Here is an 11,912-nt window from a genome sequence, read left to right on the forward strand (position 1 = left end):
GGGGCCGAATGCCGGCCCCGGGCAGGCATGCGCTTTGGATCAGAGCGCGAACTTGATGGCCGCCAGCACCAGCAACGCGATCCACACGGTTTCGGCGGCCAGCATCAGCACCGGCCGCCAACCCAGCGAGGCGAGCGCCTGGAACGATGTTTTCACGCCCAGCGTGGCGATGGCGATCACCAGGCAGGCGCGCGAGGCGCTGTTCATGGCGCTGGCCGCGGCGGCCGGGACCAGGTGCAGGCTGTTGGCCAGCATCAGGCACAGGAAGCCGGCCAGGAACAGCGGCATCAGGGGCGGCCGCTTGGCGCTGTCCGTGCCGGCCGTGTCGCCGGAGCGCCGGTACAGCGCCGAGGCGACCACGATCACCGGCAGCAGGCAGGCCACGCGGGTCAGCTTGACCACCGTGGCCACATCGCCCGTGTGGCTGGACATCAGGTAGCCCGCCCCCACCACTTGGGCGACGTCGTGGATGGCGCCGCCGATGAAGATGCCGGCCTGGGTGGCGTCGAGCCCCGCCCACGCGGCCAGCAATGGATAAGCGATCATCGCCAGCGTCGACATCGACGTGACCCCGACCACCGTCAGCAGGGTGAAGTGCTCGTTTTCCCTGGTGCGCGGCAGCAGCGCCGATATCGCCAGCGCCGCCGAGGCGCCGCAGATGCCCACCGCGCCGCCCGACAGCAAGCCTTCCGCGCTGGGCCGGCCGAACAGCGCGGCCAGGGCGACGCCGAACAAAATGGTCGACACGACGGCGCCGGCAACGATCAGCAGCGGCCCCGCGCCCAGCGACGAGACTTGCTCCAGGGTGATGCGCGCGCCCAGCATCGCGATGCCGATGCGCAGCAGGGTCTTGCTGCAGAATTCAATGCCGGGCAGGCAGACCGGGTCGTGCGCCAGGAAATGGAAGGCCAGGCCGAAGAACAGCGCGTACAGCAGCAGCGGGCCGCCGTACGCGGTGGCGACGAAGCTGGCGGCCAGCGCGATGACGACGCCGATCGCCAGCCCCGGCCAGATGCGCCTGAGCGACCCCGGGCTGCAACCGGCCAGCAGCACGCCGGCGCCGCTGCCGCGCCACGCGGCCGCGAGATAGGTGGGCTTCGCCATGGCGTCATTTGTCGACGAAAGCGCGCTCGATCACGTAGTGTCCCGGCTGGCTCATATTGCCTTCGCTAAAGCCGGCGCCATCCAGGACCGCCTGGGTTTCCTTCAGCATCGCCGGACTGCCGCACAGCATGAAGCGGTCGCAGTCCAGATCCGGCGCGGGTACGCCCAGTTCCTCGAAAAACGCCTCGCTGGTGATGAGCGAGGGAATGCGGCCCTGGTTGCGGAACGGTTCGCGCGTCACGGTGGGGAAGTAGGCCAGCTGCCTGGCGACCTGCTCGCCCAGCCATTCATGCTGGTGCAGGTCCTTCGACAGCCGTTCCTGGTACGCCAGTTCCCGCACCTGGCGGCAGCCGTGCACCAGTATCACTTTGTCGAACATCTCGTAGACGTCGGGATCCTGCACGATGCTCATGAAGGGGGCCAGGCCGGTGCCGGTGCCGAGCAGATAGAGGCGTTTACCGGGCAGCAGGTTTTGCAGCAGCAGGGTGCCGGACGCCTTGCGCCCGACCAGGATGGTGTCGCCGCGCTGGATCGATTGCAGGCGCGAGGTCAGCGGGCCGTCCGGCACCTTGATGCTTAAAAACTCCAGCGTCGGTTCGTAGTGCGGGCTGACCATGCTGTAGGCGCGCAGCAGCGGCCGGCCGTCGACTTCCAGCCCTATCATCGCGAACTGCCCGCTCTGGTAGCGGAAGCCCGGGTCGCGCGTGACGGTGAACGAAAACAGGCGGTCGGTCCAGTGGTGCACGGACAGCACTTCGGCATTGAACAGATTGCTCATGACATCGGCCTTTCGTAAGCGAGTTGGTACAGGTAGGGCCAGGGATAGATGCCGCGATGGTGGCCGTCGGAGAAAAACAGCTGCAAGCCGCTGGCGCCCAGCACTTCGATGCGTGCCAGCGCCAGGTCCGGCGCCATCGGAAGGGCCGGGCCGCCCGCGCGGCGCGCGCTTTCGCAATGGGCGCAGCGGCAGGAGGCGCGCAGCGCCGCGTGCGCCAGCGCGGCCGGCGCGCCGTCCCACACCAGCTCCAGCGTGCGGCTGGCGTGGTTGATGGCGAGCGCCGAGGGCCAGGGTTCACAGGACATGGCACGCCCCCTCCGGCCCCAGTTCGGTGCTGAGCCCGCGCAGGCCGCCGTCGGACAGTTCGCTGCCCATCGCCGCCAGGCTTTCGTCGCGTATCAGCGCCTTGATGGTGCGCATCAGCGCCACGAACTCCGGGCTGTCCATCATTTCCGGCTTGCGCGGCCGCGGCAGCGGCACTTTCAGTTCGGCCTTGACCCTGCCCGGGCGCGCCGTCATCACGTAGATGCGGTCCGACAGGAAGATCGCCTCCTCGATGTCGTGCGTGATGAACAGCACGGACAGGCGCAGCCGCTGCCACATATTGGTCAGGATTTCCTGCATCACCGAGCGGGTCTGCGAATCGAGCGCGCCGAAGGGTTCGTCCATCAGCAACACCTGCGGGCTGGTGGCCAGCGCGCGCACGATGCCCACGCGCTGTTTCATGCCGCCGGAGAGCTGGGCCGGATAATGGTTCTCGAACGCCAGCAGCCCGGCCAGCCCCAGCAGGGTGCGCGCCTGGGTCTCGCGCACGCTCTGGCCGACGCCCTTCATCTTCAGCCCGAACTCGACGTTCTTGCGCACCGTCATCCAGGGGAACAGCGAATACTGCTGGAACACCACGCCGCGGTCCGACCCGGGGCCGTCGATGGGCGCGCCGTCCAGCAGCAGCGAGCCGGCGTCGATCTCCGTGAAGCCCGCGACCGCGTTCAGCAAGGTCGATTTGCCGCAGCCCGACGGCCCGATCAGCGACACGAACTCGCCCGGCTGCACCTGCAGCGAGACGCCCTTGACGGCCTCGATCACCGAGCCGCGCGCGCCGAAGCTGATGCTGACGTCGCGCACGTCCACATGGCCCGATTGCGCGCTCATGTGCGCCCCCTTCCCGCCACCAGGCCGGTCCAGGGCATCGCGGCCCGCGAACACAGGTGGATGGCGCCGCTGCACAGCAGCCCGAGTATGCCGATCGTGATCATGCCCAGCGCGATCTCGGCGTACGAGATCAGCGAATAGGCTTCCCACGTGAAGTAGCCGATGCCGAACTGGCCGGAGATCATCTCGGCGGCGATCAGCGAGACCCAGGCCACCCCCATGCCGACCGCCAGGCCGGTGAAGATGTGCTGCAGCGCGCCGGGAATGATCACGTGGCTGATCAGGTCCAGTTCCCGGGTGCCCAGGCTGCGCGCGGCGCGCAGCAGCACCTCGTCGATTTCCTCGACGCCGTGGATGGTGTTGAGCAGGATGGGGAAGAAGGCGCCCAGGAAGGTGATGAAGACGATGCTGACCTCGTTGCTGGGCCACAGCATGATCGCCATCGGCACCCAGGCGATGGCCGGGATCGGCCGCAGCACTTCGAGCGCCGGGACGCTCAGCGCGCGCACCAGGCGGTAGCGGCCGATCAAGACCCCCAGCGTGACGCCCAGTCCGGCCGCGATGGCGAAACCGAGCAGCACCCGGCGCAGGCTGATGCCGATGTTGAGCAGGTACTTGGACGACTGGTTGACTTCCAGGATCTTGTCGAACACGTCCCCGGGCGTGGGAATGTTGGAGAAGCGCACATAGAAGTCGAGCCGGTAGCGGGTCGCCAGGTACCACGCCAGCAACATGCCGCCGATCGAGACCGCGCCCAGCGCGCAGGTCGCGGGCGCGCTGTCCAGCCAGTGGCGGCGCTTGCGGTTCGGAGCGGCGGCGGGCGCGGCGCCGGTGACCACGGAGGCCAGCGCCGCCGCGCGCGTGGCGGCGGGGGCGGCCGGCGGCGAGCGCAGGGCGTGCAGTTCGGTCATTCTCATGATTTACCTCCCGGCGGCGGCGAGCGCCTGTTCGTACGACAGCACCGCAGTGCCCGACTTGGCCGCCAGCGCGTCGGCGTCCTTTTTCAGCAGGAAGGGCACGATGTCCTTTTTCGGACCGCTGGTGGCGTAGAACGCGCGGTCCGCGAACACCTTGATGCCGAGCGCCTTGTCGTAGACGTAGGCGACGTCCACCTTCTTGCCCGCTTCGCTGTACTTCCTCACGCCGAGCAGGGTGCAGGTGGCGGAGCTGAGCGGGATGATGGCGCCGCCCTGGAGCCAGATCTCGCCGGCCTCGGCCGGATTGGTGACGGCCTTCTTGCAGACCGGGTCCTGCCCCTGGACGTCGTAATTGGCCAGCGTCTGTTTTTGCGCGTCGTAATTGAGGCCGCGCTCCTTGAACGCCTGGCGCACATAGCTTTCGTTGACCCAGGCGTCCACATCGAACTGCTTGACCCGCTTCATCTTCTGCAGCACGCCGTAGGCGGTCTTGATGGTGTCGAGCTGCAGGGGCTTGATGGACGGGTCCAGCGTGTGGATGCCGCCGCGCCCGAGGAAGATATAGACGACCTCCTTCTCGATCTTGGTCCATTCCTCGATCTTGCGCGCCGCCGTGGCGGGGTCGGCGCGCACCCAGTCGTTCGCCTCCAGCATCGCCTTGATGTAGGCCACCACCACCTCGGGGTACTGTTCCGCGAAATCCTTGCGCACCACCACGCCGTGGAAGGTCGGCACCTTGGTCTGGACGCCGTCGAAGATTTTGCGGGAGTTGCCGCGGAAGGGCAGCAGTTCGCCGAAGGGCACGAAGTCGGCGTGGCCGTCGATCTTGCGCTCCTGCAGGTTGGTGGTGCCGATCTCGGGGGTCTGGCTGACCAGGTTCCAGTAGTCCTCGGGCCAGCCGCGTTCCTGCATCGCCTGCAGCAGCATGCCATGGGCGGCCGAGCCGAAGGGCACCGACACCAGCTTGCCCTTGAGGTCGGCCAGTTCGTAGTACGGGCTGTCCTTGTGCACCACCACGCCGTTGCCGGCGCCGAAGGCGTTGTAGGCGATGATGGCGACCAGTTGGGTCTCGTTGCCCTTGCTCTGTTGCGAGGTGGCGCCGTTGACCAGCAGCGGGTAGTCGCCCATCATCCCGATCTGGATTTTATTGGCCATCATGCCGTTGGTGATGGGCGGGCCGGAAGTGAAGTTCTGCCAGTCGAACTTGAAGTCGATGTCGCTGTACTTGCCGGTCTTGGGCAGGTGTTTCTCGAGCAGTTGCAATTGCTTGATGACGATGCCGCCGGTGACGGTGTTGGTCGTGGTGTTCTGCGTGCCGATGCCGATCGAGACCGTCTCCCTGGCTTGGGCGCCGCCCCCCGCCACGGCCGCCAGCGCGATGACGCCCGCGACCAGTGCCTTGCCGCCGCGCCAGCGCCGGATCCATGAAAGTGTCGTTGCCATGTTCAGTTCCCCCATTGAGTCACAATTAGAAAGATCAATGCGTACCGCGCTGCTTTTACCCCACCTTTATTCCTCTCCTCGCCGGACCATGCACAAGCTATGCCATCTCCACCAACTCCCCGCGCTTGTCCTTTTTCCCGGCCCAGGCGGCCGCCTCGGGCATCGGTTCCCGCGCCGCGGTGATCAGCGGCCATTGCCGCGTCAGGCGCAGGTTGATCTGGACGAAGTCGGCCTGCTCCGGCGCGACATCCTTCTCGTCGAAGATCGCCTCCACCGGACATTCGGCCACGCACACGCCGCAGTCGATGCACACCTCGGGATCGATCACGAGGAAGTTCGGCCCCTCGTGAAAACAGTCGACCGGACAGACCGCGACGCAGTCCGTGTATTTGCAGCCTATGCACGATTCGGTGACAACATGGGTCATGGCGCGCCTCCGTTCAGGTAGATGGTCGCCAGCGCCAGCTTGGACAGCTTGCGCACATCGGGGTCGGAATCGCCCAGCGCCTGCTCCAGGTGGCTGATGGCGCGCGTGTCGGCGATGTCGCCGAGGGCGATGACGGCCTCCTTGCGCAGATTGCTCATCGGATGGCGCAAGGCCTCGCACAGCGCCGGCACCGCCGTCCTGGCGCGCAGCTTGCCCAGGCTGCGCGCCGACTTCAGGCGCACCTGCCAGTACGCGTCGTTCATCGCGTTGACCAGGTCGGGCACGCAGTGCGCCAGGCCCAGTTTGCCGATGGTGGTGGCCGCCTCTTCGCGCACCTGCCAGGCCGGGTCGGACAGCACGCAGCTGAGCGCCGGCTGCACGCTGACGGCGCTGGCGTAGCCGAGCGCGCCCACCGCCACGCGCCGCACCTCGTCGTCGGGATCGTTGGCCGCCGCGTTGGTGAGCGCGCCGATCGCCTCCGCCTTCTTCAGGTAGCCGAGCACGCCGACCGCCGCGCGCCGCACGCCGGGCTCGGCATCGGCCAGCGCCGCCAGCGCCGGCGCGAAGGCCGCCTCGACGCGCAAGGCCTTGATCGCGTGCAGCGCGGCGGCGCGCACCCGCGCATCGCCGTCGGCCAGGTAGGGCAGCAGGTAGGGGGCGCAGGCCGGCCCTTTCAGTTCGGCCAGGGTCAGCGCCACGGCCGCGCGCACCTCGGCGTCGGGGTCCTTGAGCAGCGGCGCCAGCGCCGCCAGCGCCTCCGGCTCCTCGTTGCCCTCGAGCGCCTTGGCCGCCTCCAGGCGCACGCCCGGATCGGCGTCGGCCAGCGCCGCGACCAAGTGGGGCAGGGCGTCGTCCTCCTCGTCCGAATAGGGCAGGTCGATCACGGCGACGCGGCGCACCGCCGGATCGCTGCTGCGCAGGCGTTCATGTATGGTGTCCATGCGGCTCCTCCTAGCGCACGAGATAGGGGATGTTGACGTGCACGGCGCCGGTCGGGCAGTCCTTCTCGCACGGCATGCAGTACCAGCACTCGTCGAACTTCATCTTCGCCTTGTTGCTGATCATGTCGATGACCAGCACATCGAGCGGGCACACGTCCACGCACACGGTGCAGCCCTTGTCGGCGATGCACTTGGATTCGTCGACCACGACCGGGGCTTGCGTTCTCGTCATTGCGATGCTCATGGTTTCTCCTTGAACTGGGTGGGCGGTAAGCGCTTAGGCGACATTGGTGTGGCCGGCCACCCTCAGGCGCTGGTAGGCGGCTTTCTCGTCGTCGTTCAGCTCGACGATGTAGGGCTCGATGTCGCGCTTGCGGAAGGCCATGTCGCCGTCCACGGTGCGTTTGACGTTGGTGTGGCAGAACCAGTTGGCGTCGTCCTTCTGGGGATGATCGACGCGCAGGTGGTACAGGCCCCAGCGGCTCTCGGTGCGGAACAGCGAGGCGCGCGCGGCCAGCTCGGCGCAGTCGCGGATCGAATAGGCTTCCATGGCGCGCATCAGTTCATGCGGGTCGGCCGCGCTCATCTGCTCGAGGTCTTCGCGGATCTCGCCGAACCGGTCCAGGCCGATTTCCATCTTGCGCGTGACCTTGGGCGGTTGCAGGTAGTCGTTGACGATGCGGCGCGTCTTGAATTCGACCTGGAACGGCGACAGTCCCTCGCTGCGCGCCAGCGGCGCGGCGATGCGGCGCCGCTCCGCCTCCACCATGTCGCGGTCGACGGTGGGCGAGGCCCGGCCGGACACGTAGTCGGCCGCGTTTTCGCCGCAGAATTTGCCGTACACGAAAGCGCCCAGCATGTAGTTGTGCGGGATGCTGGCGCAATCGCCGGCGGCGTACAGGCCCGGAATCGAGGCCTCGCCGCGTTCGTTGGTCCAGATGCCGGAGGCGCTGTGGCCGCTGCAAAAACCGATCTCCGAGATGTGCATCTCGATCGCCTTCTGGCGGTAATCGGTGCCGCGCCGCTCGTGGAAGCGGCCCCGGCTCGGGCGCTCGTTGGTGTGCAGGATGTGTTCGATCTCGGAGATGGTCTCCTCCGCCAGGTGGTCCAGCTTGAGGAACACGGGCCCGCGTCCGCCCTCGAGTTCATTGAAGAACTCCAGCATCATCTGGCCGCTCCAGTAGTCGCATTCGATGAAGCGCTGGCCCTGCGAGTTGGCGGTGTAGCCGCCGAACGGGCCGGTGACATAGGCGCAGGCCGGGCCGTTGTAGTCCTTGATCAGCGGGTTGACCTGGAAGCACTCGAGGTTGGTCAGCTCGGCGCCGGCGTGGTAGGCCATGACGTGGCCTTCGCCGCTGTTGGTCGGGTTTTCATACGTGCCCCACATATAGCCGGAGGCCGGCAGCCCGAGGCGGCCGGCGGCGCCGGTGCACAGCACCACCGCCTTGGCCTTGATGACATAGAAGTCGGCGGTGCGGCAGTCGAAGCCCATCACGCCGTTGATCTCGCCGGCGGCGCCGGTCAGCAAGCGGGTGGCCACGACCCGGTTGGTGATCTCCACGCGCGCCTTCTTCAACTGGCGGTACAGCACCTTCTTCATGTGGTGGCCTTCCGGCATCGGCAGCACGTAGCTGCCCAGGTGGTGCACCTTGCGCACGGCGTAGTCGCCGGTTTCGTCCTTCTCGAACTTGATGCCCCAGCGGTCGAGTTCCTCGATCATGGCGAAGCTGTTGGCGGCATAGGCGTAGACCCCTTTCTGGTCGACGATGCCATCGTTGGCGACGGTGATCTCCTTGGTGTACTGCTCGGGCGTGGCGTGGCCGGGAATGACGGCGTTGTTCAAGCCGTCCATGCCCATCGAGATCGCGCCGCTGCGTTTGACGTTGGCCTTTTCCAGCACCAGCACGCGCAGCGTGGGGTCTTTTTCCTTCGCCTTCACCGCCGCCATGGGGCCGCCGGTGCCGCCCCCCACGATGACGAGGTCGTATTCCAGTTCGATGGTTTTCATGTCTGCCTTTCGAGGTAAGTTATGACGCAACGCGATCGATACGGGCCGAGAAGGGATTGTTGGAACCCATCTCGTTATAACTCATTATGATGAGTTCATCTTATGCAAGACATATGCCAGGGACCGCCAGCCCGGGAGGCGTGGTTTCGCACCGGTTTGCCGCCACGCTTTGGTGCGTTTTCGGCGAAACCGGTCACCGTTCTGGTGATGGACGGGACGGAAAAGGGGCGGCGGGGATTCAATACAGTGCGGCGCCGCGCAGCATGAAAGCCATGCCCGCCACGATGCACAGGGCGGCGACGCAGCGCTGCGCGAGCCGCAGGTCAACGCGGTGTATCAGCGCCGCGCCCGCCACGACGCCGGCGATTTCGAACGCGCCCGCCTGCGCCGCCAGTTCGAAGTCGATGGTGCCGAGCGACAGGTTGGCCGCCGTGCCGGACAGCGCGCCAACCACCTGCACCACCTGGCCCACGCCGATGGAGGCCAGAACGGGAAAGCCGAGAGCGAGCATCAGCGGCACCGACAGCACCGGGCCGCCAACGCCGGTGAGGCCGGAGACGAAACCGGTGGCGGCGCCGGCCGCCGCCAGCAGCAGCCAGCGGCGCCTGGTCGGCGCGGGCGTGGCCGCCGCCGTGGCCCTCTTGGCAGCGCCGTCATGGAGCGTGTACAGGCCGGCGGCGACGATGAGCGCCGCCAGCGTCAGCGACAGGGCCGGCGCGTCCAGCAGCGAACTGGTCCACGCGCCGGCCCAGGCCGTGGCCGCCACGCCGAGGGTCAGCGGGCGGGCCAGCGTCCAGTCGATGCTGCCCCGGCGCTGGAAGGCGAGGGTGCCCGCCAGCCCGGTGAAGACAAAGGTGAGCAGCGCGGTCGCCATGCCTTGATGGATGGCGATGCCGGTGCCGACGCTCAGCGCCGATGGCAGCAGCATCCCGCCGATGCCGACGGCGCCCACCAGCAGGCCGATCGCCAGGCAGACCAGCGCCAGTTGTATGGTCATGGTTTTCTCTCCTCAGCAGCGCCAGGACGGCATACTTATTATAACTTGTTATGATGAGTTGCGGCGAGCTCCGGGCGGATGCGACCCCCACGGGCCTTCGCCCGGCTAGCGCAGCACCTTCAGCTTGTATTTGAAGGTTTCAGCGCGGTAGTGCAGGTATTCGAACACCAGCGGCTGGGTTGGCGTGGCATAGGTCAGGCGCTCGATGCGCAGGATGGGCGACTGGTTGGGCACCTGGAGCCGCAGCGCCACTTCCTCGTTGGCCGAGCTGGCGTTGATTTCCACATCGGCGGAGTGCAGCGGCTGGCCGAGTTCGTTCTCCAGCAGCGAGAACAGGTCGCGGTCGCGCAGGCCGGTCTTGGACAGGCGCGCGCCGATTTCGTGCGGCAGGTAGGAGACGTCGACCGAGACCGGTTCCCGGTTCAGATACCGCACCCGGCGGATTTCGGTCACCGGCGCGCCGGTCTTGAGGTCCAGTTTCGCGCAGACCAGCGCGTCGCCTTTCACGGCCGTCAAGCCGTACACGTCGGAGAAGGTTTCATGCCCCAGCTGGTGCATCGCCTCGTTGAAGCCCTGGAGGTGGGTCAACTCCTGCGACACCTTGGGCAAGGCCACAAAGGTGCCCTTGCCATGGACCGAGAACAGCAGGCCCTCGTTCTGCAGGTCGCGGATCGCCTGGCGCACCGTGATCCGGCTCACGCCGAACGCCGCCATCATTTCGCTTTCGGAAGGCAGGCGCTGGTGGGGGGCGTAGGTCCCGTCGACGATCTTCGCGCGCAATGCCTCCTTGATCTGGGCGTACAGCGGAATGACGGACGAGGAAGGAAGCTGCATTGGTGTCGGCGTGGATACGTTGGGAATTCGATAAGCTTATTATAGGGCAGGTCGCGACTGGCCTTGGCGCTTAAGTCGCCCATTTCAAGGAAGAAAGTTTTTCTTTTACGGCATCGTGCTTGCGGGAGACGTGAATCAGCTTACGTGCCTACCTCCCAGGCGCCGGCCTGCGCGTTGGGTGGCGTCCCGCACGCGCAAGACGACGGACTCGGCATCGCCTCGTAGCAGCGGGGCGAGCGGTGGCGGCTAGTGGCTGCGTGGGGCTGCGGCACCGGTGCCGGCAGCCTGCCCGGTGATGGGCAGGTGTTCGGGCGGCATGCCATCTTTGAACAACTGGCGCAGCTGCGCACGCAGCTCCGGCGTATCGCTGTGGTGGTGCACCGATACCGCGTGCTCCACCGCGACTTGTAACAGCTCGTCCTCGCTGTCGGCCGAAATGGCGACCGAACAATGCATATCGCTCGGGAACTCGCGGCAATCGATAAATTTGCGCGTCATGATCAACTCCTTCACTGGAAATGGCGCCGAACTTCACGCCCATTTCAGTATAGCCAATCGACATTGCCGCGCCTGCGTGCCCGAGAGCGACAGACTAGCGCGGAAGCCTGTCCGCGCGATGGAAGAATTAGCCGCCATGCGCGTGCTTGCTCAGGCTGGCCAACCCACTAAGGCTGGGCTCGGACAACCTGAAGCTGAGCCTCTCGATGACTTGCTGTGCTCCAAGCGCTTTGTAGAAGGAGATGCCTCTGGCGTTTGTCGCCTTGACTGGCCAATCGATTCGACAGCACCCGCAATCGGTCGCGTATTGCGCAACCCACGACATGATGGCCTTGCCCACGCCACGATTTCTCGCCGATGACCGGACATAGAGCTCTTTCAACTGGCACTGGCGGCGTTGCTCAGGACTGGGCTCCACAAGCGAGTAGGTCAGCGAGATTGCCGCGAAGCCGAGTACTTGCCCGGTATCCTCGTAGGCAACCACCAGAGAAAGAGACGAGTCAGGGCGAAGGAGATTATTGAGATAGCCCCCTGATTCACCGGACACGGCCTATGCGCTATTCTTACGGATAGGAATAGGACTGTGCATATGACTAGGAACAAGCAAACGATCGAAGTGGTAACCGTGAGCCAGGAACGCCGCCGGCGCTGGTCCGCCGAGGAAAAAGCTGCGCTGGTGCGCGAGACGTATGAACCGGGCATGAGCGTATCGCTGGTCGCACGCAAGCACGGCGTCGGCGCGAGCCAGCTGTTCAACTGGCGCAAGCTTGAGCGCGAAGGCGCGCTGACGGCCGTGACTGCTGGAGAATCGGT

At 66.3% G+C, this 11,912-nt stretch carries 15 protein-coding genes; 1 reads left to right on the forward strand and 14 read right to left on the reverse strand.

Annotated elements, in window-relative coordinates; translation table 11 throughout:
• Window positions 1–39 precede the first annotated feature (39 nt).
• The 14 genes from BM436_RS11440 to BM436_RS11505 all read right to left on the reverse strand — a co-directional run bounded on the left by BM436_RS11440 (window position 40) and on the right by BM436_RS11505 (window position 11,646).
• Complete coding sequence (locus BM436_RS11440; RefSeq protein WP_093555645.1) at window positions 40–1,104, reverse strand: YeiH family protein; 1,065 nt, start codon at window positions 1,102–1,104, stop codon at window positions 40–42.
• Between the two features lie 4 nt (window positions 1,105–1,108).
• Complete coding sequence (locus BM436_RS11445; protein ID WP_093555646.1) at window positions 1,109–1,882, reverse strand: ferredoxin--NADP reductase; 774 nt, start codon at window positions 1,880–1,882, stop codon at window positions 1,109–1,111.
• On the reverse strand, window positions 1,879–2,187 hold the full coding sequence (locus BM436_RS11450; protein WP_093555647.1) for a gamma-butyrobetaine hydroxylase-like domain-containing protein: 309 nt from the start codon (window positions 2,185–2,187) through the stop codon (window positions 1,879–1,881). Before BM436_RS11450 ends, BM436_RS11445 begins: the two co-directional genes overlap by 4 nt.
• The gene (locus BM436_RS11455) at window positions 2,177–3,034 is read right to left on the reverse strand and encodes an ABC transporter ATP-binding protein (RefSeq protein ID WP_093555648.1); all 858 of its coding nucleotides are present in this window, start codon (window positions 3,032–3,034) and stop codon (window positions 2,177–2,179) included. The genes BM436_RS11450 and BM436_RS11455 overlap by 11 nt, the downstream gene beginning before the upstream one ends.
• The gene (locus BM436_RS11460) at window positions 3,031–3,951 is read right to left on the reverse strand and encodes an ABC transporter permease (RefSeq protein WP_218164839.1); all 921 of its coding nucleotides are present in this window, start codon (window positions 3,949–3,951) and stop codon (window positions 3,031–3,033) included. Before BM436_RS11460 ends, BM436_RS11455 begins: the two co-directional genes overlap by 4 nt.
• A gap of 3 nt (window positions 3,952–3,954) precedes the next feature.
• Window positions 3,955–5,394 (reverse strand): ABC transporter substrate-binding protein, encoded by a 1,440-nt coding sequence (locus BM436_RS11465; protein WP_093555670.1) that lies wholly within the window; start codon window positions 5,392–5,394, stop codon window positions 3,955–3,957.
• Window positions 5,395–5,491: 97 nt separating this feature from the next.
• A complete protein-coding gene (gene fdxA, locus BM436_RS11470) occupies window positions 5,492–5,821 on the reverse strand; it encodes a ferredoxin FdxA (RefSeq protein ID WP_093555650.1) in 330 nt (109 codons plus the stop codon).
• Window positions 5,818–6,762, reverse strand: coding sequence for a HEAT repeat domain-containing protein (locus BM436_RS11475; protein WP_093555651.1), 945 nt, complete (start codon window positions 6,760–6,762; stop codon window positions 5,818–5,820). Before BM436_RS11475 ends, fdxA begins: the two co-directional genes overlap by 4 nt.
• Before the next feature lie 10 nt (window positions 6,763–6,772).
• The gene (locus tag BM436_RS11480) at window positions 6,773–7,006 is read right to left on the reverse strand and encodes a 4Fe-4S dicluster domain-containing protein (RefSeq protein ID WP_093555652.1); all 234 of its coding nucleotides are present in this window, start codon (window positions 7,004–7,006) and stop codon (window positions 6,773–6,775) included.
• A gap of 33 nt (window positions 7,007–7,039) precedes the next feature.
• Window positions 7,040–8,770 (reverse strand): fumarate reductase/succinate dehydrogenase flavoprotein subunit, encoded by a 1,731-nt coding sequence (locus BM436_RS11485; protein WP_093555653.1) that lies wholly within the window; start codon window positions 8,768–8,770, stop codon window positions 7,040–7,042.
• 238 nt (window positions 8,771–9,008) lie between these two features.
• The gene (locus BM436_RS11490; RefSeq protein ID WP_093555654.1) at window positions 9,009–9,767 is read right to left on the reverse strand and encodes a sulfite exporter TauE/SafE family protein; all 759 of its coding nucleotides are present in this window, start codon (window positions 9,765–9,767) and stop codon (window positions 9,009–9,011) included.
• 105 nt (window positions 9,768–9,872) lie between these two features.
• Entirely contained in the window at window positions 9,873–10,601 is a 729-nt protein-coding gene (locus tag BM436_RS11495; protein ID WP_093555655.1) for a GntR family transcriptional regulator, read from the reverse strand.
• A gap of 246 nt (window positions 10,602–10,847) precedes the next feature.
• Window positions 10,848–11,099 carry a DUF1059 domain-containing protein gene (locus BM436_RS11500; protein ID WP_093555656.1) on the reverse strand — a complete coding sequence of 84 codons (252 nt, stop codon included), beginning with the start codon at window positions 11,097–11,099 and terminating at the stop codon, window positions 10,848–10,850.
• A 127-nt stretch (window positions 11,100–11,226) separates the two neighbouring features.
• Entirely contained in the window at window positions 11,227–11,646 is a 420-nt protein-coding gene (locus tag BM436_RS11505) for a GNAT family N-acetyltransferase (RefSeq protein ID WP_093555657.1), read from the reverse strand.
• A gap of 42 nt (window positions 11,647–11,688) precedes the next feature.
• Between BM436_RS11505 and BM436_RS11510 the strand changes: the two genes are divergently transcribed.
• Window positions 11,689–11,912 (forward strand): transposase (locus BM436_RS11510; RefSeq protein WP_143133082.1); only part of this gene is annotated, 224 nt, incomplete at its 3' end.

The sequence above is a fragment of the Pseudoduganella namucuonensis genome (genome assembly GCF_900116645.1).
In the GTDB taxonomy this organism is placed as follows: Bacteria; Pseudomonadota; Gammaproteobacteria; order Burkholderiales; family Burkholderiaceae_D; genus Rugamonas; species Rugamonas namucuonensis.